Below are 19,585 nucleotides of genomic sequence, written 5' to 3'. Positions count from 1 at the left end.
TCGCAATAACAAAAAGACGTGAGCGAATTTCCAGGATCATTGAAAGGCGGGGCAAAGAGTTATGTCAGCAGAGCATGAAGAACTCATCATTGATCGTGTATCAGATGTTGAAGACGCAGACGATCAGCTGTTAGCAGAGGACAAAGTAGAAGAAAAAGAAACGGCCGAAGTGGAAGCCGTTGAAACAGAAGAAGACATCCCGGCCCAGGGTCGATACTTCACCAGCCAGAAACAACTGGACGCCACCCAGCTTTATCTCAACGAAATCGGTTTCTCTCCTCTCTTAACACCCGAAGAAGAAGTGTACTTTGCACGGCTCGCCCGTAAGGGAGAGGAGTCCGGTCGCAAACGTATGATCGAGAGCAATCTACGCCTGGTGGTCAAGATTGCCCGGCGTTACGTGAACCGTGGTCTGACACTGTTGGACCTGATAGAAGAGGGTAACCTTGGGCTTATCCGTGCGGTAGAGAAATTTGACCCCGAGAGGGGCTTCCGTTTCTCCACCTACGCGACCTGGTGGATCCGCCAGACCATTGAGCGGGCCATCATGAACCAGACCCGCACCATCCGCCTTCCCATCCACGTCGTTAAGGAACTCAACCTGTACCTGCGCGCGGCACGGGAGCTTACCCAGAAGCTGGACCACGAGCCGTCGGCGGAAGAAATCGCGCGCATGGTCGACAAGCCGGTAGCAGACGTTAAGCGGATGCTGGGCCTGAACGAGCGCGTTGCGTCCATGGACACCCCCATTGGTACCGGCGGTGAAAAATCCCTTCTGGATACCGTCGCAGACGAAGGCGCCTCTGATCCCGCCGACCTGCTGCAGGACAACAACATGTGCTCCTGTGTCGAAAAGTGGATCGATCAGCTCAGTGACAAACAGCAGGAAGTGTTGTCCCGCCGCTTTGGCTTGAGGGGTTACCCCATCAGCACGCTTGAGGAAGTGGGCCAGGAGATTGGACTGACCCGTGAGAGGGTTCGCCAGATCCAGGTGGAGGCGCTACGTCGCCTTCGCGAAATCTTGGAGAAGGAAGGCCTGTCGGGAACCATGCTGTTCAAGTAATCGGTTCTGTACCACCAAAAACCGGCCCGCTGTCTGCAGGCCGGTTTTTTTTGCGTTGCCAAATGAGAACCAGCCGGCGTAAGCGTTCGTTTGCTCCCTGTTAAACTTGGATGGCCGGAGGGGGATATGGGTGTCGAACTCCGGTGCAATCAGACATTCAATAATAACGATCAATAAGGAAAGGACGATGAAGAAGGCCCTATCAACAGGATTTGCATCACTGCTGCTGACAGCAGCCCTTACAACACCAGCCGCCGCTCTGACGGTGGAGGGCGTTGATGTGCCGGATACCTACTCGGCGATGGATATCGAGCTTAAGCTCAATGGTGCGGGTACCCGTTCCAAGTGGTTCATGGACCTTTATATCGGCGGTCTGTATGTGCCCGAGACCATCGACGATGGCCAGGCCATTATCAACGCGGACGAGCCCCAGGCCATCACCCTGCACATTATTTCCGGGATGATCACCAGCGACAAAATGAAATCCGCCACAATGGAAGGGTTTGAGAATTCCACAGGGGGAGACCTGGCCGCGATCAAGGACGATGTGGATGCGTTCCTGGATGTGTTTTCAGAAGAGATCAAGGACGGTGACGTTTTTGATCTTGTTTACCTGCCGGGTGAAGGCGTGCGCGTCCTTAAGAATGGCAAGGAACGCGCTACCATTGGCGACCTGGAGTTCAAGAAGGCCCTGTTCGGCATCTGGTTGTCAGACGAGCCTGCCCAGGAAGATCTGAAAGAGAAGATGCTGGGCCAGCGGTAAGCGCCCGGTAAGGGCACCGGTTCCGGTTGTCCGGGGCCGGTGTCAGTCCATGTAATCCCGTTTCTGCTTGAATTCGCACAGATCTTCGATGATGCAGGCGCCGCATTTGGGCTTCCTGGCGGTACAGGTGTAGCGCCCGTGAAGGATCAGCCAGTGATGGGCATCCAGCAGGAACTCCCTGGGCACCAGCCGCATCAGGCGCTTCTCCACTTCCAGCACGTTCTTGCCCGGCGCAATCCCCGTTCTGTTCGATACCCGGAAGATGTGGGTATCCACCGCCATTGCCGGTTGCCCGAACGCGGTGTTCAGAACCACGTTGGCGGTCTTGCGGCCCACACCCGGAAGGGCTTCCAGGTCTTCCCGGTTGTCCGGAACCTCCCCGCCGTGTTTTTCAATCAGCGCACGACAGGTCTTGATCACGTTCTCGGCCTTGCTGTTAAACAGCCCGATGGTCTTGATGTATTCCTTCAGGCCATCCACTCCCAGCGCGAGGATTTTTTCGGGTGTGTTGGCTACGGGGTATAGTTTTGCTGTTGCCTTGTTCACACCGACGTCCGTGGCCTGGGCCGAGAGGATCACCGCGATCAGAAGTTCGAACGGGTTGGTATAGTTCAACTCGGTTGTGGGTGTCGGATTGGCTTCCCGCAAACGGGTAAAGATTTCCGTACGTTTTGCCTTGTTCATGGGTTATCCGCTGGCTGAGAAAGTAATGGTCATTGGATGTTCAGGATACATGGCCTGTTACCCGCACACGCTTGCTACCGGCCACGATGGGCTCCGCCGCCGTACGGCGGGCCTTGAGATGATTGTCGATGCCATTCTTCAGCGCGATAAGCAGCCCCAGCCCCACAAAGGCGCCTGGCGGCAGCACCATGAAGAGCACGTCCGGGTATTGCTCCAGCGGACGGATTCCCCAGTCTGCCGCCATGGGGCCCAGCAGGAGATCCATATCGGTAAACAGGGTGCCCTGTCCCACGAGTTCCCGCATGGCGCCGAGTGCAATCAGCACTACCAGAAAACCGATACCCATCATGACACCGTCCAGCAGGGCGGGTAGGGGCGGGTTCTTGGAGGCAAACGCGTCCGCACGGCCCAGAATGGCACAGTTGGTCACAATCAACGGAATGAAAATGCCCAGGATCTGGTAGAGCTCATAGGTATAGGCCTGCATCAACAGTTCAGCGCAGGTGACGAAAGAGGCGATGATCATCACGAAGGCAGGCAGGCGCACCGACTCGCTAACAAAGTTGCGGATCAGTGACACTGCCAGGTTCGAGCCCATCAGCACCATCAGCGTTGCCAGGCCCAGGCCGATGGCATTAACGACGGTACTGGTCACCGCTAGCAGGGGGCAAAGCCCCAACACCTGAACCAGGGCAGGGTTGTTGGTCCAAAGCCCGTCACGGATGATCTCTGAGCTGGATTTGGTCGCCATGCTACGAATGCTCCCGTTCTGGTGTCTGGCCAGCGATTTCCTCGGGCGTCAGAGGCGTGCTTCGGGGTGACGCGGGTTCATTGAGGATGTCGCGAATGTCGCTGCGATGCTCACGGAAATAGATGAGTGTTTTTTGCACCGCATTAACCACGGCTTTCGGGGTGATGGTCGCACCGGTGAACTGGTCAAATACCCCGCCATTCTTCCTGACAGTCCAGCGTTCTGGTTCCGGGTTGCCAAGAGAGCGGCCGGTGAACGAGTGGATCCAGTCTGACTTCTTGGTTTCAATGCGGTCGCCCAGGCCAGGGGTTTCCCGGTGGCTGGTCACCCGAACTCCCAGCACCGTGCCTTTCATATCCAGACCCACCAATAGGTGAATGTTGCCAGAATAACCGTCAGGGGCCACCACCGGCATGATCAATCCGGTAGGGCGGCCATTGCGACGTGCCACCCAGGCCGTGACGGGGTCGTTAGCATTCATTCCGTTATCCGCCGGAAGCTGCACCGTGTCGGTCAGCAGATGATTGTCGTGCCGGTTCTCCGGAATGATCTCAAACAGCGCCTGTGCTTCCGCCCTGGCGGCCTGTTCCTGTATGCGCTCGGCCGTCATGACCTGGGTGATGGCGATGGTGCCGCCTGTAATGATGGCGAACAGGCCCAGGCCAATGGCGTTGCGACGGATGGACTTCGCGAGTGCTGCCATGGTTTACCCCTGACCCTTGCCGGGAATGCCGCGCCGGGGCTTATGATGCCCGTAGGTACGGGGCGGCGTGTAATGGTCGATAAACGGCACCGCGAAGTTCATCAGCAGAACGCTGAAGGCCACCGCATCGGGGTAGGCGCCCCAGGTGCGGATCAGGTAGATCAGGATACCAATACCCGCTCCGTAGATAAGCTTGCCCTGATGACTGGACGCGGCGGACACCGGATCCGTGGCAATGAAGAACGCGCCCAACATGGTGCCCCCGGCCAGCAGGTGCATGGACAGCGGCGCATACAGGTCCGCGTTGCTGCCAAAGGCAAGGCTCATAAGTGCGAGGCCCGCCAGCATGCTGACTGGAATGTGCCAGGTGATGATCTTCAGGCCGACAAGAACCAGACCACCCACTAGGAACGCGGCGTTGACCCATTCCCAGCCCCGGGCAACACCGTCACCGAAGGTGGGGTGAGCAAGCACTTCCGCTGCGGTGTGGGTGGTAATCTTGTGTTTGTACTCATCCAGCGGCGTGGCCATGGTGAAGGCGTCTACCGCTGTCTGTTGGCCAGAGGCGATCATGCTCAGGGTGTCACCAAACCCCGGAGCGGTCTCCCATAGGAGGCCGGGCTGCGCCCAATTCGTGGTCATGGCCACGGGGAACGAGATCAACACCAGAGCGTAACCCACCATGGCAGGATTGAACGGGTTGGAGCCCAAACCACCATAGAGCTGCTTGGCCATGACGATGGCGGCGATGACGGCAACCGCCGACACCCACCAGGGCGCAAACTGTGGCAGGGAAAGGCCCAGCAAAAGGCCAGTGACCGCAGCAGTGTTGTCTTTCAGGAAGAAAGCCACCGGGCGCTTGCGAAGCTTGAGGATAGAAGCCTCGGCCGCGAGTGCCACCGTGATGCACCAGACCACGTTGATCAGATTGCCCCAGCCAAAGAACAGGGTCAGCGCCAGCAGGCCGGGCAGGGCCGCCAGAATCACCCACAGCATGACCTGTGACGTGGAGCGGGCGTTACGGGCGTGGGGCGAGGACTGTTGCGCAAGTGCCATTAGCGTTGGAGCCTGTTCATCATGAGTCTGTCGTTTGGGTATCGGTGGCCGCCACAGATTGCCGGGCCTCTGCCAGAGCCTCTTCCGCCCGCTTCACCCGGTCGTGGTTCTTGGTGACGGCTCTCTCGAGTTTTTCGACATTGTCCGCATTCTCGGCCCTGGCGTCCTCCAGCATGCTTTGCATGGTGTTCAGCTTTGCGGTGGCCTGGGCAAGCTGCTTCTCCAGGGCGTCAATATCGGGCGCCGGTTCGCTGGCGGCTTTGGTTTCAGATGTCTCAGCTTTCGTTTCGGCCTGTTGTTGGCCCTTGGCCTTTTTACGGGCAAGGGCTTCCTGCACCAGGGCGGCTTTGGCGGCACGGTCATCGGCGGGCTGGCCTTCTGCGTCCGCCTTTTCAGCCTCGGCCTGCTTCCTGGCCTGGGCTTCGGCAGCCGCCTTCGCTCGTTCTTTGCGGCGCTGTTCTTTCTCCTGCTGTTCCCGTTCGAGTCTCGCCTGACGGGCTTCAAAACGTTCACGGGCGCGATCCGCTTTCAGCTGTTCAGCCTGTTGTACCCGTATCTCGCCTTTGGCCGCCCGGTAATACTGCACCAGCGGAATGGAGCTGGGGCAGACGTAAGAACAGGCACCACATTCGATGCAGTCGAACAGGTTCAGGTGCTCGGCTTTGTCGAACTCCCCGGCTTTGGAGTACCAGAACAGTTGCTGGGGCAGCAACTCCATTGGGCAGGCTTCGGCGCACATGCTGCAGCGAATACAGGGTTGTTCCGGAGCCGGGTCCGGTAATTCCGTGGCAGTGGCGGCAATGACGCAGTTGGTGGTCTTGACCACCGGTACGGCTGGCGTTTCCAGGGTATAGCCCATCATCGGCCCACCCAGAACAAGGCGGTGGAGCTTGCTGTTTTCCTGCCCGGCCTGCGCGAGCAGGTAGTCGATAGGTGTGCCGATCAGGACCTCGAAATTACCGGGATCGGTAACTGCATACCCAGTGACCGTTGTGACACGGGAAATCAACGGCTCGCCCCGATGAATGGCGGCGGATACGGCGATGGCTGTGCCCACGTTCTGGCACATCACTCCAATATCCGCTGGAATCCCGCCACTGGGCACTTCCATGCCTGTCAGGATCTGTATCAGCTGTTTTTCACCGCCAGAGGGATATTTGGTGGGGATGACCGCGATCTCTGTCTGGGTGCCCTCCGCGGCTTTCCTGAGCGCTGAGATGGCCTCTGGCTTGTTGTCCTCAATGCCGATCACAACCCGCTCCGGGCGCAGTATCCACGCCATGATGCGCAACCCGGCAATGATTTCGCCTGCGTTCTCCCGCATCGACATATCGTCGGCCGTGATGTAGGGCTCACACTCCGCGCCATTCAGGATCAGCGTGTTTACCTTCCGATCCCTCGGTGGGCGTAGCTTGATGTTTGTGGGGAAGCCGGCGCCTCCCATGCCGGAAATGCCGGCGTCGCGGATTCGTTCGAGCACCGTTTCCCGGTCCAGATCCCGGTAGTTCGTTACCGGGTTGAGAGGCGCCCACTCATCTTTTCCGTCGGGCTTGAGGGTAATGCACCAGTCGCTCATTCCAGAGGGATGGGGAACGGGCTGAAGGCTGACGGATTCAATGGTGCCGGACGTCGGCGCGTGAACGGGTACGCCCATGCCGCCGGTCACGTCGGCAACTTTCTGGCCTTTGAGAACTCGATCACCGACTGCAATACAGGCTTCAGCCGGATCGCCTATGTGCTGCTGCAACGGCAATACCAGAACCTCTGGCAGGCCGGCGCCAGCGATAGGGCGTGATGTGGACTGGTGTTTGTTTTCGGCAGGATGGATGCCGCCGGAAAAGTCCCAGAGCTGTGTCATCAGGCGTTGGCCTCCTGACGATCGGTGGCAATCACACCGGATTTGGGCGGTGTCCAGGTCCAGGAGCGAATGTCGGGCTCTACCGTAATCATGTCGATACAGTCCACCGGGCAGGGTTCCACACACAGATCACAGCCGGTGCATTCGCTCTCGATTACGGTATGCATGTGTTTTGCGGCGCCGAGGATGGCGTCCACCGGGCAGGCCTGGATACACTTGGTGCAACCAATGCACTCGTCCTCGCGAATCACCGCAACACGCTTGGCCTGTTCCACCCCGTGTTCCGCGTCCAGCGGTTGTGGCTCCACGTCCAGCAGGTCTGCCAGTGCCTTGATGGTGGTTTCACCGCCCGGAGGGCATTTGTTGATGGCATCGCCGTTGGCAATGGATTCGGCGTAGGGACGGCAGCCGGGAAAACCACACTGGCCGCACTGGGTTTGGGGAAGCATGGAGTCAATCTGGTCCACCAGTGGGTTGCCTTCCACCCGAAAGCGCTCTGCGGCAAAGCCCAGCAGGCCGCCGAACACAACCGCCAGCGCGAGCAGAACCAGTACGGCAATCAGTATGCTCGTCCACATAATACAAACGCTCCGTCAGACGCTGACCAGACCAGTAAAGCCCAGGAAAGCCAGAGACATCAACCCGGCGGTGACCATGCCAATGGCGGCGCCCCGGAAGGCAACCGGAACATCGGCCACGGCGATGCGTTCACGCATGGCAGCAAACAGCACCAGCACCAGCGAAAAGCCGGCGGCTGCGCCGAATCCGTACAGGACAGACTCCACGAAGTTATTGTTCTTGTTGAGGTTGAGCAGGGCAACACCCAGAACCGCACAGTTGGTGGTGATCAACGGCAGGAAAATGCCCAATACCCGATAGAGCAGGGGGCTGGTCTTGCGCACCACCATCTCCGTGAACTGCACCACAACGGCGATGACCAGGATGAACGTGATGGTTTTCAGGAACGCCAGGTCCAGCGGCTCCAGCAGGTAGGTATACGCCAGGTAGCTGCACACCGAGGCCAGGGTCAGCACAAACGTGGTGGCCAATGACATGCCCATGGCGGTTTCCAGCTTCCCGGATACGCCCATGAACGGGCACAGTCCAAGAAACTGAACCAGCACAAAATTGTTCACCAGTATGGTGCTGACCAGGATCAGCAGATACTCAGTCATCAGAGCGCGCCATTACATAATCCGCATGCCGGGCGTGGCGCCCGAATCCGGTGACAGGATGAAAATGTCTTTTCCGCCGGGGCCGGCCGCCAGCACCATGCCCTCTGACATCCCGAATTTCATCTTTCGGGGCTTGAGGTTGGCCACCATCACCGTCAGGCGTCCTTCGAGGTCCTCAGGTTTGTACGCCGATTTGATGCCGGCAAAAACGTTGCGCTCGCCCTCTCCAACGTCAAGGGTAAGGCGAAGCAGCTTGTCGGCGCCGTCCACGTGTTCGGCTTTGACAATTCTGACGACCCGAAGATCCACCTTCGCGAAATCCCCGAATTCTATTTCATCCGCAATCGGCTCGAGATTGGCTTCCGGGGCCTTCTGTCCTGTCGCTGCGGGCATTTCTTCCTTGGACGCGTCCAGCATTTTTTCGATCTGAGCCATATCCACGCGGTTCATCAGCGGCTTGAACTTGTTGATGCCGTGATTCTCAAGCCGTTGCTCGCGCTTGTTCCAGTCCAGCGGCGCATTCAGGAACGCCTCGGAAGCCTTGGCGGTTTCCGGCAGAACCGGCGCCAGGTAAGTCATCAGCAGGTGGAACATGTTGATGGCGTTGGTGCAGATGGCCTGCAGGTTGTCGTCCTGGCCGTCCTGCTTGGCAATGACCCAGGGCTGCTCGTCATTCACGTACTGGTTGGCGATGTCAGCCAGTTCCATGATTCGACGCATGGCGCGGCCGAACTCCCGGGCCTCGAAAAAGTCCGCGATCTCATCGCCGGCCTCGATAAACTCTTTCAGCTTTTCATGTTCGGTGACGGTACCGAGCTGGCCATCAAAGCGCTTGGTGATGAACCCGGCGCTGCGACTGGCAATGTTGACGACCTTGCCCACCAGGTCCGAGTTCACCCGCGCGGCGAAGTCTTCCAGGTTCAGGTCCATATCGTCGACGCTGCCGGTGAGTTTGGCGGCGAAGTAGTAGCGCAGGTATTCCGGATTCAGATGGTCCAGATAGGTCCGGGCCATGATGAACGTGCCCCGGGACTTGGACATTTTCTTGCCATTTACCGTCACGAAACCATGGGCCCAGACGGCACTGGGTGTGCGGAACCCGGCGCTGTGCAGCATGGATGGCCAGAACAGGGCGTGGAAATTGATAATGTCCTTGCCGATAAAGTGGTACACCTCGGCGGTGGAATCCGCCTTCCAGAAATGCTCGAAATCAATGCCTTCCCGGTTGCACAGGTTCTTGAAACTGGCGAGGTAACCAATGGGCGCGTCGAGCCAGACGTAGAAGTACTTGCCGGGTGCATCCGGAATCTCGAAGCCGAAGTATGGCGCATCGCGGCTGATGTCCCATTCCTGCAGACCCGCATCCAGCCACTCGGCCAGTTTATTGGCCACCTGGGGTTGCAGCGTACCGCTGCGGGTCCAGTTCGCGAGGAAGTCCGCAAATTCCGGCAGGCGGAAGAAGTAGTGCTCGGATTCCTTGTCCACCGGCGTGGCACCGGAGACCGCCGAGCGGGGATTGATCAGCTCAGCCGGGGTATAGGTGGCGCCACAGGCTTCGCAGTTGTCGCCGTACTGGTCTTCGGTCTTGCACTTGGGGCAGGTGCCCTTGATGAACCGGTCCGCCAGGAACATGTTCTTTTCAGGATCGAACGCCTGGGTAATCTTGCGGGTGGCGATGTGGCCGTTTTCCTGCAACTGGCGATAAATGTATTCCGAGAACTGGCGGTTCTCCTCGGAATGAGTGGTGTAATAGTTGTCGAAGCGGATGTGGAAGCCGCCGAAATCCTGCTGGTGCTCGTCCCGGATACGGTCGATCAGGCTCTCGGAGGAGATGCCTTCCCGCTCGGCACGGAGCATAATAGCAGTACCATGAGCATCGTCCGCACAAACGTAGTAGCAGTTCTGGCCACGCATTTTCTGATAGCGCACCCAGATATCCGTCTGAATGTATTCCAGCAGATGGCCTAGGTGGATGGGGCCATTGGCGTACGGCAGGGCGCTGGTTACCAGAATATCGCGCTGTTGCTTTGAACTCGCTTGCGTCATGTTGTGGTCCGAACCTTCATTCGTCAGGAGTTGGGCGTTCGCGTTTGCCGGCCTTGCTCCGGGTAAAGAACCCTTATGGCCAGAAACGGGCACAAATGATACCTTCCGAGCAGATAATTTTCACCCGAAACACCTGTTTCCGCGCTAATAAATGCGCGTGACGTTAGACCGGAGATTCCGATGGCACAGATTTCACAGCAGGCACTGGAAACCGCCGTACAGCAGTACCGCGACCCCTACCTGGGCAAGGACCTGTATGAATTGGGTGCGGTGAAATCCCTGACCGCGGACGACGGCGGCAAGGTCACCGTGATGATCGAATTGCCATACCCGTCCAAAGGCATCGCCGGCGCCCTGAAAGAGCTGCTCACCAACGCCCTCGACGACGTTGATGGAGTTGAGAGTGTTGATGTCCACGTGGGACAGAAAATCCACTCCCACAAAGGCCAGAAAGACATCCAGTCCGTTCCCGGCGTCAAGAACATCATTGCCGTGGCCTCCGGCAAGGGTGGTGTGGGCAAATCCACCACCGCCGTCAACCTCGCCCTGGCGCTACAAGCCGAAGGCGCCCGCGTCGGCATCCTTGACGCGGACATTTACGGCCCCAGCATCGGCATGATGCTGGGCGTCCCCGAAGGCAAACGCCCCGACACCCGGGAAAACAAGTACTTCGTCCCCATGGAAGCTCACGGCCTGCAGGCCAACTCCATGGCCTTCGTCGTCACCGATAAAACCCCCATGGTCTGGCGCGGCCCCATGGTCAGTGGCGCCGTCATGCAACTGCTGCAACAGACCCTGTGGAACGAACTGGACTACCTCATCCTCGACATGCCCCCGGGCACGGGCGACATCCAGCTCACTATCGCCCAGAAAGTCCCGGTAAACGGCGCCGTCATCGTCACTACACCCCAGGACATCGCCCTGCTGGACGGCAAAAAAGGCATCGAAATGTTCCGCAAGGTGGACATATCCGTGCTGGGCGTGGTGGAAAACATGAGCGTCCACATCTGCAGCAACTGCGGCCACGAAGAACCCCTCTTCGGCCACGGCGGCGGCGAACGCATCGCCGAGGAATACGGCACCACGCTGCTTGGCCAGCTCCCGCTGCACATGACCATCCGCGAACAGACCGACGGCGGCATCCCCTCGGTAGTGGCAGAGCCGGACTCGGAAGTTGCAAGGCGCTACAAGGACATCGCAAGGCGGGTAGGGGCGGAGCTCTCTACTCGGGAGAGAAACCTCACCGGTTCCATTTCTAGCGTTTCCGTTACGGAGCATTGAGCGGACACGACAAAAGCTGAGTCGCGGCTGCGGAGAGGACCGGTTTGAAACTGTGAAAAACATGGATGTTTTTCTCAAGCCTACATGGACGTATTAACGGCGTGTTTCAAGCCGGTCCTCTCTGTGGCCGCAGCCCCCGTTGTAGCAATCCTGTGCACTGTCAAAATTAGCGGGCAAGCCTTCGACAGTCATTAAGTGAACAGGTAAACTACCGCCTCTCTTTTTTATGGATACGAGACGTCACCCATGAGCATCAAATCCGACCACTGGATTCGCCGGATGTCCCGGGATCACGGTATGATCGAACCCTTTGAATACGATCAGGTCCGCGAAACCGGAAAAGGCCGCGTAATCTCCTACGGCACATCCAGCTACGGCTACGATGTCCGTTGCAGCAACGAATTCAAAATCTTCACCAACGTCCACTCCGCCACCGTGGACCCGAAGAACTTCGACGACAACAGCTTCGTCAACTACACCGGCGACGTCTGCATCATCCCGCCCAACTCCTTTGCCCTGGCGCGCACCGTGGAATACTTCCGTATCCCCCGCAGTGTGCTGACCATCTGCCTGGGCAAATCCACCTACGCGCGGTGTGGCATCATCGTCAACGTCACACCACTGGAACCCGAGTGGGAAGGGCAGGTCACCCTGGAATTTTCCAACACCACCAATTTGCCGGCCAAAATCTACGCCAACGAAGGCGTCGCCCAGATGCTGTTCTTTGAGTCCGATGAAATCTGCGACACCAGCTACAAAGACCGGGGCGGAAAGTACCTGGGGCAAACAGGCGTGACCCTGCCGCGAACATGAGTGGCAGTGCCGCAGGGGCGATTCCGGTAAGCGACATCGTCAGGAGAGAGCCACAGTGAACGCCAATCAGTTTCTGAAAGCTGTCTCACAACTGCAGGGCTGGCGGGAATTTACCTTCCTGATGGCCCTCGCTGAGCGCTCCTTCCCCAATTACGCCCTGTTTGCGGACGCCGTTGGGCTCAAAACCGGTGCGAAAATGCGCCACTTGCTCGATCTTGGCTGGGAAATGCTGCAAAAGGACGTTTCCGAAGCGGCCATTCCCCAATTGCTGGCGAAACTCGAATCGCTGTCGCCAGATGTGAGCGCCTATGACGCTTACGGTGTCTATCCCGCCTTTGATTTTTGCCAGTTGCTGGAACAGGCGTTGCTGAACCGGCTCAATCCGGGCAAGCACCGTGCAACCGACGCCTCCCAGATGGCCACCGCGACCGTCATGAACTTTGTTGAGCTTTCTGAAGGTGAAGATCTGGAAGAAGATGAGCTGGTCAGGCTATTGGACCAGCACCCGCTGATGAAAGAAGACAAGGTATTCCAGCGCGACCTGATCCTGGCCCTCAAACGCCAGCGCACGCCCACCAGCCAGTTTGTTGAACGCATCCACGGCGATGCCGCCAACGACGGTGTGAGCAACCTGGGCATCTCGCTGAGCGACTGACCGGCAGCGCTGCTGGCTCTGGCCTACACTTGGGTGACAATCCGTTCTAATCCGGTACAGAAAAGCATCATGAAACTCTCTTCCTTTGGTCGGAAATTTACCGCGGATGCGGGCATCACCTCCCTGATGGATGACCTTGGCAACGCCCTGGCGTCCGGCGACGACATGATCATGATGGGTGGGGGCAATCCCGGCCATATTCCCAAGATCCAGGCTCGGGTCCAGCAGATACTGGCCGACATGGCCCAAAGTGATGGTGATACGCGCAGGCTGGTTGGTATTTATGACCCGCCCCAGGGTGAGAAGCAGTTCATTGCCTCTTTGGCCGAGCTCCTGAATCGTGAGTATGGCTGGGGATTGAAGCCGGAAAATATTGCCCTGACCAATGGCAGTCAGGCCGCGTTTTTCATGCTGTTCAATATGTTTGGTGGTAACTATGGTGATGGGGTGCACAAGCATGTCCTGTTGCCACTGGCGCCAGAGTACATAGGCTATGCCGATGCCGGTATTGAGCCCGGGTTGTTCCACGCCGTGCAGCCGGATATCTCATTCACCGACGCCCATGAGTTCAAATACCGGGTGGATTTCGATGCGGTTGAGGTAACGGCTGAAACCGGCGCGATCTGCGTTTCCCGGCCCACGAACCCCACTGGAAATGTGGTCACCGACGAAGAGCTGGCCCGGTTGGAAGCCATGGCCCGCCAGCACGACATCCCGCTGATTGTGGATGGAGCCTACGGTACACCGTTTCCAAGCCTGCTGTTTGTGGATGCGAAACCCCACTGGAACGACCAGGTGATCCTGTGCCTGAGCCTGTCTAAGTTCGGCCTGCCGGCCGTGCGTACGGGCATCGTTATTGCGGCGGAGCCGGTGATCAAGGCCTTGTCGGGCATTAATGCCATCATGAATCTGGCCACCGGCAGTTTTGGCGCCATGCTGGCGGAGCCTCTGGTGCGCTCAGGAGAGATTCTGTCGCTCAGCCGGGATGTGGTCTGCCCGTTCTACAAGGCGAAAATGGAGCGGGCGGTGGCGGTGTTCCGGGATGCCATGGGCGAGGACAGCTGTCGCTGGTACGTCCATAAACCCGAAGGCGCCATGTTTCTCTGGCTCTGGTTTCCGGGGCTGCCGATCAGCAGTCTGGAGTTGTATCAGCGGCTGAAAGCGCGGGGCGTGCTGGTGGTGTCGGGGCACTACTTCTTCCCCGGTTTGCCGGAAGACGGCTGGAAGCACCGCCACGAATGCCTGCGGGTGACCTACTCACAGGACGATGAGCGCGTGGCGGAGGGGCTGCGAATCATCGCGGATGAAGTGAAGGCTGTCTGGGCGACGGCCAGCCCGTAACTCACCGCTCTAGCGGCCCACCTTGGCGTCGCTGATGGTCAGTTCGTACTCGCTGCCGTCAGGTTCCACCTGGAGGAAGCGGATCAGCAGGTAGTCACGCTCCGGCGCGAACCACATCAGGGACTCGCGTTTACTGTCGCTGTCGCGAACCTTCTCGGCCTTAAGTGTGCGGATGTCGTCGCCGTTGATGCGCACGGTTTCCTCGTCAACGACGGCGAATTTGTCGGTGTCGTAGTCGCCCTTGTCGATGACGCGGTATTCCATCTCGCGCTTGCCGGCCTTGATGTCCTGGCTTAGCTGCAGTTGATAGCCCATGGGGTCCATGGCGCCTTTCTCCAGCTTCATCGAAAACTTATCGCCTTCGTGATGCCCACTGACCACGTTATTTTCCCAGTCAAAATCGATCGCTTCCTCACGGTCCCGGATGAAGAGGCCGGAGAGCTTGTAGCGGTAACGCAGGGGAACCACCTGATTGTCTTCCCAGCGGAAGATCAGCGATTCGTCAATGTCTGCAACAAAGGAATCCACGTCGGTTCTGAAATGCCAGGTGCCATCGTCCCATTGTTCCAGGATGCGGAGGGCGTCACCATTGAGGGAGATGCCCTTGTCCAGGGAGGCGTTGTAGCTGAGCTTCATGGGTTGGAGGGTAACGTCCTCCTGCTCGTCCGAGGCGTGTGCGAGCGAGGCTCCGAGAAGCAGCGCCCCGGTTAACAGGGCGGGCAACGCTGTGAGGCTGAATTTCAGGGGCATGCGACTCCTCCGGTTGCAATGGCAGATCTGTCACTGAACAGTCTAGCGCGACTGGTTGCTTCCGGAGATGACGATAAGTTTACTCAGGCCGAGGCTGCTGAGTTCTCGTCCGGAAGTACCACCGGTCGATTCAGTGGCTGACCGTCGAACACTACATAGTCGGTGCCCAGTTGAATGCGCCCCTCACAGAACCAGCGCACTACGATCGGGTAAAGCACGTGTTCTTTCTCCTGGACTTTCTCGGCGAGGGATTCCGGGGTGTCGTCCGGGGATATGCTCACTTCTGCCTGTGCAATCACCGGCCCGCCATCCAGTTCTTCGGTGACAAAATGAATGGACACGCCGTGGGTTGTTTCGCCAGCGTCCAGTGCACGCTGATGGGTCTTCAGCCCGGTGTACTTGGGCAGAAGGGAAGGGTGCACGTTCAGCATGGTGCCACGCAGTGCCCGCACGAAATCCGTGGTCAGGATGCGCATGAAGCCCGCCAGGACGATCAGGTCCGGGTTGTGACGGCGAATCTCCGCCATCAGTGCGCCGTCGAACTCCTCGCGGGAACCGTAATGGGTGTGATCCACGGTGAAGGTGTCGATGTTGGCCTGGGCTGCCCTCTCCAGAGCGAAGGCGCCAGGGCGGTTGCACCCTACCGCAACGATCTGGCCGGGAAAGTCCCGCTCCCGGCTGGCGTTGATGAGAGCCTGAAGGTTGGTGCCGCTGCCGGAAGCCAGGACCAGGATGCGTGGGGCGGTTACGGAATCTGCCTTCATGCCGACAACAGCCCTGGCGCATAACGTACTGATGCAGAGGCCGTGGCGTCGTCAGAGGCTTCAATGATGCCGACCTGCCAGACTTTTTCACCCAGAGCGTTCAGCGTATCAAGGGCCAGTTCGCGCTGGTTTGCAGGGATGCATACAACCATACCGACGCCACAGTTGAAGGTGCGGTACATTTCTTCGCTGGCAACGCCGCCGGCATCCTTCAGCCATTGGAACACCGGGGGTAGCTGCCAGCTGTCCGTATCGATGGCTGCAACCATGCCATTAGGCAGAACCCGGGGAATGTTCTCCGGAAGGCCGCCGCCAGTGATGTGGGACAGCGCACGAACGTCCACTTCGCGGACGAGCTGGAGCAGGTTTTTCACGTAAATGCGGGTGGGCGCCATCAGGGCATCCGCGAGGGTAACGTCGGCAACCGTCTGGTTCAGGTCAGCGTTACTGACTTCCAGAATCTTGCGGATCAGGGAGTAACCATTGGAATGCGGGCCGGAAGAACCCAGGGCGAGCAGAACGTCGCCAGCCTGCACGTGGCTGCCATCAATGATCTCGCTGCGCTCCGCCACACCGACACAGAAACCGGCCAGATCGTAGTCGTCCCCTTCGTACATGCCCGGCATTTCCGCCGTCTCGCCGCCCACCAGGGAGCAGCCGGCCTGTTCACAGCCAGCGCCAATGCCGTCGACAACCTGGGCGGCCACGTCGACATTCAGCTTGCCGGTAGCGTAATAGTCCAGGAAGAACAGGGGTTCGGCCCCGCCTACCACCAGGTCGTTGACGCACATGGCCACAAGGTCAATGCCAATGGTGTCGTGCTTCTGAAGTTGCATGGCAAGTCGGAGTTTGGTGCCGACACCGTCGGTGCCTGATACCAGCACGGGCTCATTATAGCCGGGAGGAATAGCCACCATGGCGCCAAAGCCACCGAGGCCGCCAAGGACTTCCGGGCGACGTGTGCGCGCCGCGGTATTCTTGATGCGGTCGACGAGTTCGTTACCGGCATCAATATCAACGCCGGCATCACGATAGGTGAGGGAGGGCTTCTGTTCGCTCATGGTGTGCTTAACCGTTTGGACAGTGGGACAGGCGGCGGATTTTAACAGGTGCGGAACGGCGCTCCAAATGCAATTGCCCCGTTTGTCACCCTTAAAGGCAGTGTGGCACCGGATTGACTTTCTGCAATCCCGGTTAGCTACTCACACCAGGGGGCTTGGTGTATCCTATGCGCCATTAAGACGAATCGCAGGGTGTTTCATGCCAGACTCAGGAAAAATCTCGATGCAGGCAGTGCGGATAGTCCGTCAGTCACTCCGGTTGTTTGGAGTATTGGCGCTGATGGCCGCGCCAGCGGCAGCTGTTACCGTTACCGGCCTTTACTCGGTAGAAGTGCCCGTCGCTGGCTCGCAGCCTCAGGAACTTGAGCAGGGCTATGCGGACGGCCTGAGCCGGGTGTTTGTGCGCGTTTCCGGCACCCGCGACGTGCTGCGCAACGAAGGCGTTGAAGAACTCCTGGCGAACGCCGAATCGCTGCTTCAGTCCTACCAGTTCTTACGCTCCGATACGGGAAATCACAGGCTACGGATGAGCTTCGGCGCGGTCGGCGTCAACCGTGCGCTGGCGTCCGCGGATGCACCGGTATGGGGCGCGAATCGGCCGCTGACGCTGGCCTGGATCGCGGTCGAAGAAGGCGGGCGCCGTACCCTGGTCCATCAGGGAAACGACAGTACCGGGACGGGCGCCGATGAACAGTGGCGTCGCGTTTTTCAGGACGCGGCGGTTGACCGGGGTTTGCCGGTGGGGCTTCCTCCCGCAAGATACCGGGACGACCGTGAACTGTTGTCGGACATATGGGGACAGTTTTCATCCAGTGTTCGCAGATCGTCCGAGGATATGGAGCATGACCTGATGTCGTTGGTACGGGTCAGCCGTTCCGGATCACAGTGGCGTGCCGGATGGGTGTTTGACGGTATGGGGCTGGATAGTACGGAGCAATCGGTGACCGCCGACACGCCGCAAGCTCTGGCTGCTGCCGTTGTCGGGCGCTGGGCGGAAATGTTTGCCGATCGTTATGCGGTTGCTGGCAGTGATGTCGGCGAGTCTCCACAGGTGGATATCGTTGTGCATGGAGTCAGCAATCTGAAGGATTACGCCCGTGTGAATGGGGTTCTCAAAAACCTGTCGCCCGTGGTCGATGCGGGTGCCACCAGAGCGCGGAAGGACCAACTGACGCTCAGGGTTGCCTTTTCAGGGGAGATGGAGCAGCTGAAGCAGTACATTGCCCTGGATCCGCGGCTGGTTCCGCTTTCAGACGCCGAGGTCTCACGCATGCCCACAGGTGATGAGCGTCAACCCGGTGGTCAGGCGCAGGCCCAATCGGTGCAGCAGGCCCCGCAAGGCGGTATTGCACTGGCGGAACAGAGCACGGAGAGCGCTGCGGCCTCCGCCAACCCGCTGTTCGTTTACCAGCCTCTACTGGCAAACGATGAAGAGTCAGAACAGGCGTTCGAGTCACTCTATCAGGTGCTTCATTACCGCTGGCAGCCTGCCTCCATCGTCGAGTCGGAAGACGGGGAATAATATCGCGGTGTTCGGTATTAGGGGAGTCATGTCATGACGCACCGCTGGCGCTGGATTCCAAATGCGCTGACGTTTTTGCGCATTTTGCTGATTGCTCCTTTTGCGGCAGCCCTTATGGCCAAGGAATATCGTTTTGCCCTGGTGATATTTTTTCTGGCATCCGCAACGGATGCCTTTGATGGTTTCCTGGCTCGTCACTACAACTGGCGAACCCGGCTTGGCGCCATTGCCGACCCATTGGCGGACAAGGCACTGCTGATCACCACCTATCTGATGCTGGCTATAACTGGCGTACTCCCGGCCTGGCTGTTCTGGTTGGTGCTGGGCCGGGATCTCCTGATCGTGTGTGGTGGGCTGGCGTTTCATTACGGTGTCGGTCGCTTTGAAATGCAGCCGAGCCTGCCCGGCAAACTTAACACCCTGATCCAGGTTCTGGTGGCCCTCGCGATCATCATTCTGCTGGCGGATTTGCCGATGCAACCGTGGGTTATGGACGTTGGCATTCTGCTGGTGGCGGCCTCAGCCATTTTCAGCGGTGCGCACTATATCGGCGTATGGAGTCTGAGGGCATGGAGGGCAAAGAGGCAGTGAGTGCGTCACAGCTGGTGTTGGGGGTCAAGCTTCGAGACGACGCCCGTTTTGATAATTTTCATGGTGGCCGGAACGCCGATGCCGCGGCAAGACTTAAGTCTGCCTGCGAGCAGGTTGGTGTTGTACCCGTCATCGCCGTTTGTGGCGACGCAGACACTGGCAAAAGCCATCTGTTGCAGGCGGTCTGTCATCTGGCGGAGCAAAACCAACAGAGTGCGGTTTGTGTCAGCATGGAGGAGTTGTTGCCCTTGGGGCCCGACTCGCTCTCAGGGCTGGAAGGCCAGTCAGTGATCTGCCTGGATGACCTGGATCTCATTGCGGGCCAGGAAAACTGGGAAGAGGCCATCTTCCATCTGTACAATCGGGTGAATGACCATGGGCACCTGATGGTCGTCAGCCTGTCGGAGCTCCCGGCGTCACTGCCATTCGGGTTGCAGGATCTGGTGTCCCGGTTGAGTCATGGCCTGACCATTCAATTGGGCATCTATCGCGACGATGATCGCCTGAGGATACTGATGGCGAGGGCGGAGCAGCGCGGCCTTGTCCTCAGTGATGATGTGGCCGTATTCATACTCAGGCGAGCACCCCGGAAACTGGCCGATCTGCTGGCCATTCTGGATCGCCTGGATGAAAACTCATTACGCGCCCAGCGACGACTGACGATCCCGTTCGTTAAGTCGGTGTTGGGCTGGTAAGGCGTTATATTCG

General features: G+C 58.7%; 20 protein-coding genes. 9 read left to right on the top strand and 11 right to left on the bottom strand.

All coding sequences use genetic code 11. The features are described 5' to 3' along the window. Positions 1-61 precede the first annotated feature (61 nt). Entirely contained in the window at positions 62-1,063 is a 1,002-nt protein-coding gene (rpoS, locus tag JJO78_RS19980; RefSeq protein ID WP_036206655.1) for an RNA polymerase sigma factor RpoS, read from the top strand. Positions 1,064-1,250: 187 nt separating this feature from the next. Next, complete coding sequence (locus JJO78_RS19975) at positions 1,251-1,826, top strand: chalcone isomerase family protein (RefSeq protein WP_127400946.1); 576 nt, start codon at positions 1,251-1,253, stop codon at positions 1,824-1,826. 42 nt (positions 1,827-1,868) lie between these two features. Here JJO78_RS19975 and nth read toward each other — a convergent pair whose 3' ends face one another. The 8 genes from nth to metG are packed head-to-tail and all read right to left on the bottom strand — an operon-like array spanning position 1,869 to position 10,099. After that, positions 1,869-2,510 carry an endonuclease III gene (nth, locus tag JJO78_RS19970; RefSeq protein ID WP_036206660.1) on the bottom strand — a complete coding sequence of 214 codons (642 nt, stop codon included), beginning with the start codon at positions 2,508-2,510 and terminating at the stop codon, positions 1,869-1,871. A gap of 40 nt (positions 2,511-2,550) precedes the next feature. Then, positions 2,551-3,261, bottom strand: coding sequence for an electron transport complex subunit E (locus JJO78_RS19965; RefSeq protein ID WP_036206662.1), 711 nt, complete (start codon positions 3,259-3,261; stop codon positions 2,551-2,553). 1 nt (position 3,262) lies between these two features. Beyond that, positions 3,263-3,964: an electron transport complex subunit RsxG gene (gene rsxG, locus JJO78_RS19960; RefSeq protein WP_091643944.1), complete on the bottom strand. Its 702-nt coding sequence runs from the start codon at positions 3,962-3,964 to the stop codon at positions 3,263-3,265. A gap of 3 nt (positions 3,965-3,967) precedes the next feature. Beyond that, complete coding sequence (gene rsxD / locus JJO78_RS19955) at positions 3,968-5,020, bottom strand: electron transport complex subunit RsxD (protein WP_075195278.1); 1,053 nt, start codon at positions 5,018-5,020, stop codon at positions 3,968-3,970. A 19-nt stretch (positions 5,021-5,039) separates the two neighbouring features. Further along, a complete protein-coding gene (gene rsxC / locus JJO78_RS19950; RefSeq protein ID WP_151981853.1) occupies positions 5,040-6,878 on the bottom strand; it encodes an electron transport complex subunit RsxC in 1,839 nt (612 codons plus the stop codon). Beyond that, positions 6,878-7,456 carry an electron transport complex subunit RsxB gene (gene rsxB, locus JJO78_RS19945; RefSeq protein ID WP_151981855.1) on the bottom strand — a complete coding sequence of 193 codons (579 nt, stop codon included), beginning with the start codon at positions 7,454-7,456 and terminating at the stop codon, positions 6,878-6,880. The genes rsxC and rsxB overlap by 1 nt, the downstream gene beginning before the upstream one ends. 15 nt (positions 7,457-7,471) lie before the next feature. Next, positions 7,472-8,053, bottom strand: coding sequence for an electron transport complex subunit RsxA (gene rsxA, locus JJO78_RS19940; protein WP_007155451.1), 582 nt, complete (start codon positions 8,051-8,053; stop codon positions 7,472-7,474). A 12-nt stretch (positions 8,054-8,065) separates the two neighbouring features. Continuing rightward, positions 8,066-10,099: a methionine--tRNA ligase gene (gene metG, locus JJO78_RS19935; protein ID WP_041335010.1), complete on the bottom strand. Its 2,034-nt coding sequence runs from the start codon at positions 10,097-10,099 to the stop codon at positions 8,066-8,068. A gap of 180 nt (positions 10,100-10,279) precedes the next feature. Between metG and apbC the strand changes: the two genes are divergently transcribed. The 4 genes from apbC (at position 10,280) to JJO78_RS19915 (ending at position 14,189) form a co-directional block, all read left to right on the top strand. After that, positions 10,280-11,380, top strand: coding sequence for an iron-sulfur cluster carrier protein ApbC (apbC, locus tag JJO78_RS19930; protein WP_269400215.1), 1,101 nt, complete (start codon positions 10,280-10,282; stop codon positions 11,378-11,380). A 246-nt stretch (positions 11,381-11,626) separates the two neighbouring features. Further along, entirely contained in the window at positions 11,627-12,193 is a 567-nt protein-coding gene (dcd, locus tag JJO78_RS19925) for a dCTP deaminase (RefSeq protein WP_127400954.1), read from the top strand. Between the two features lie 55 nt (positions 12,194-12,248). Then, positions 12,249-12,848 carry a YjaG family protein gene (locus JJO78_RS19920; protein ID WP_091643931.1) on the top strand — a complete coding sequence of 200 codons (600 nt, stop codon included), beginning with the start codon at positions 12,249-12,251 and terminating at the stop codon, positions 12,846-12,848. Between the two features lie 69 nt (positions 12,849-12,917). Continuing rightward, positions 12,918-14,189: a valine--pyruvate transaminase gene (locus JJO78_RS19915; protein WP_151981859.1), complete on the top strand. Its 1,272-nt coding sequence runs from the start codon at positions 12,918-12,920 to the stop codon at positions 14,187-14,189. Positions 14,190-14,198: 9 nt separating this feature from the next. Here the strand turns inward: JJO78_RS19915 and JJO78_RS19910 are convergent, their stop codons facing one another. The 3 genes from JJO78_RS19910 to purM form a co-directional block, all read right to left on the bottom strand. Further along, the gene (locus JJO78_RS19910; RefSeq protein ID WP_151981861.1) at positions 14,199-14,939 is read right to left on the bottom strand and encodes a DUF3108 domain-containing protein; all 741 of its coding nucleotides are present in this window, start codon (positions 14,937-14,939) and stop codon (positions 14,199-14,201) included. Positions 14,940-15,022: 83 nt separating this feature from the next. Beyond that, positions 15,023-15,703: a phosphoribosylglycinamide formyltransferase gene (gene purN / locus JJO78_RS19905; protein ID WP_085681091.1), complete on the bottom strand. Its 681-nt coding sequence runs from the start codon at positions 15,701-15,703 to the stop codon at positions 15,023-15,025. Beyond that, on the bottom strand, positions 15,700-16,764 hold the full coding sequence (purM, locus tag JJO78_RS19900; protein WP_151981863.1) for a phosphoribosylformylglycinamidine cyclo-ligase: 1,065 nt from the start codon (positions 16,762-16,764) through the stop codon (positions 15,700-15,702). The genes purN and purM overlap by 4 nt, the downstream gene beginning before the upstream one ends. Before the next feature lie 223 nt (positions 16,765-16,987). Here purM and JJO78_RS19895 point away from each other — a divergent pair, with 223 nt between their 5' ends. The 3 genes from JJO78_RS19895 to hda are packed head-to-tail and all read left to right on the top strand — an operon-like array spanning position 16,988 to position 19,572. Continuing rightward, positions 16,988-18,286 carry a DUF2066 domain-containing protein gene (locus tag JJO78_RS19895; protein WP_151981865.1) on the top strand — a complete coding sequence of 433 codons (1,299 nt, stop codon included), beginning with the start codon at positions 16,988-16,990 and terminating at the stop codon, positions 18,284-18,286. Between the two features lie 33 nt (positions 18,287-18,319). Further along, positions 18,320-18,877 (top strand): CDP-alcohol phosphatidyltransferase family protein, encoded by a 558-nt coding sequence (locus JJO78_RS19890; protein ID WP_151981867.1) that lies wholly within the window; start codon positions 18,320-18,322, stop codon positions 18,875-18,877. Then, positions 18,856-19,572, top strand: coding sequence for a DnaA regulatory inactivator Hda (hda, locus tag JJO78_RS19885; RefSeq protein WP_041335014.1), 717 nt, complete (start codon positions 18,856-18,858; stop codon positions 19,570-19,572). Before JJO78_RS19890 ends, hda begins: the two co-directional genes overlap by 22 nt. Positions 19,573-19,585 lie beyond the last annotated feature (13 nt).

The organism is Marinobacter sp. DS40M6 (assembly GCF_028581595.1).
Taxonomy (GTDB): Bacteria; Pseudomonadota; Gammaproteobacteria; order Pseudomonadales; family Oleiphilaceae; genus Marinobacter; species Marinobacter salarius.
This window is presented reverse-complemented; position numbering and strand designations above follow the sequence as displayed.

Excerpts from the sequence above, each read along its gene's own strand:
- rpoS (WP_036206655.1), top strand. The coding sequence starts at position 62 with ATGTCAGCAGAGCATGAAGAACTCATCATTGATCGTGTATCAGATGTT.
- JJO78_RS19975 (WP_127400946.1), top strand. The coding sequence starts at position 1,251 with ATGAAGAAGGCCCTATCAACAGGATTTGCATCACTGCTGCTGACAGCA.
- nth (WP_036206660.1), bottom strand. The coding sequence starts at position 2,510 with ATGAACAAGGCAAAACGTACGGAAATCTTTACCCGTTTGCGGGAAGCC.
- JJO78_RS19965 (WP_036206662.1), bottom strand. The coding sequence starts at position 3,261 with ATGGCGACCAAATCCAGCTCAGAGATCATCCGTGACGGGCTTTGGACC.
- rsxG (WP_091643944.1), bottom strand. The coding sequence starts at position 3,964 with ATGGCAGCACTCGCGAAGTCCATCCGTCGCAACGCCATTGGCCTGGGC.
- rsxD (WP_075195278.1), bottom strand. The coding sequence starts at position 5,020 with ATGGCACTTGCGCAACAGTCCTCGCCCCACGCCCGTAACGCCCGCTCC.
- rsxC (WP_151981853.1), bottom strand. The coding sequence starts at position 6,878 with ATGACACAGCTCTGGGACTTTTCCGGCGGCATCCATCCTGCCGAAAAC.
- rsxB (WP_151981855.1), bottom strand. The coding sequence starts at position 7,456 with ATGTGGACGAGCATACTGATTGCCGTACTGGTTCTGCTCGCGCTGGCG.
- rsxA (WP_007155451.1), bottom strand. The coding sequence starts at position 8,053 with ATGACTGAGTATCTGCTGATCCTGGTCAGCACCATACTGGTGAACAAT.
- metG (WP_041335010.1), bottom strand. The coding sequence starts at position 10,099 with ATGACGCAAGCGAGTTCAAAGCAACAGCGCGATATTCTGGTAACCAGC.
- apbC (WP_269400215.1), top strand. The coding sequence starts at position 10,280 with ATGGCACAGATTTCACAGCAGGCACTGGAAACCGCCGTACAGCAGTAC.
- dcd (WP_127400954.1), top strand. The coding sequence starts at position 11,627 with ATGAGCATCAAATCCGACCACTGGATTCGCCGGATGTCCCGGGATCAC.
- JJO78_RS19915 (WP_151981859.1), top strand. The coding sequence starts at position 12,918 with ATGAAACTCTCTTCCTTTGGTCGGAAATTTACCGCGGATGCGGGCATC.
- JJO78_RS19910 (WP_151981861.1), bottom strand. The coding sequence starts at position 14,939 with ATGCCCCTGAAATTCAGCCTCACAGCGTTGCCCGCCCTGTTAACCGGG.
- purN (WP_085681091.1), bottom strand. The coding sequence starts at position 15,703 with ATGAAGGCAGATTCCGTAACCGCCCCACGCATCCTGGTCCTGGCTTCC.
- purM (WP_151981863.1), bottom strand. The coding sequence starts at position 16,764 with ATGAGCGAACAGAAGCCCTCCCTCACCTATCGTGATGCCGGCGTTGAT.
- JJO78_RS19895 (WP_151981865.1), top strand. The coding sequence starts at position 16,988 with ATGCAGGCAGTGCGGATAGTCCGTCAGTCACTCCGGTTGTTTGGAGTA.
- JJO78_RS19890 (WP_151981867.1), top strand. The coding sequence starts at position 18,320 with ATGACGCACCGCTGGCGCTGGATTCCAAATGCGCTGACGTTTTTGCGC.
- hda (WP_041335014.1), top strand. The coding sequence starts at position 18,856 with ATGGAGGGCAAAGAGGCAGTGAGTGCGTCACAGCTGGTGTTGGGGGTC.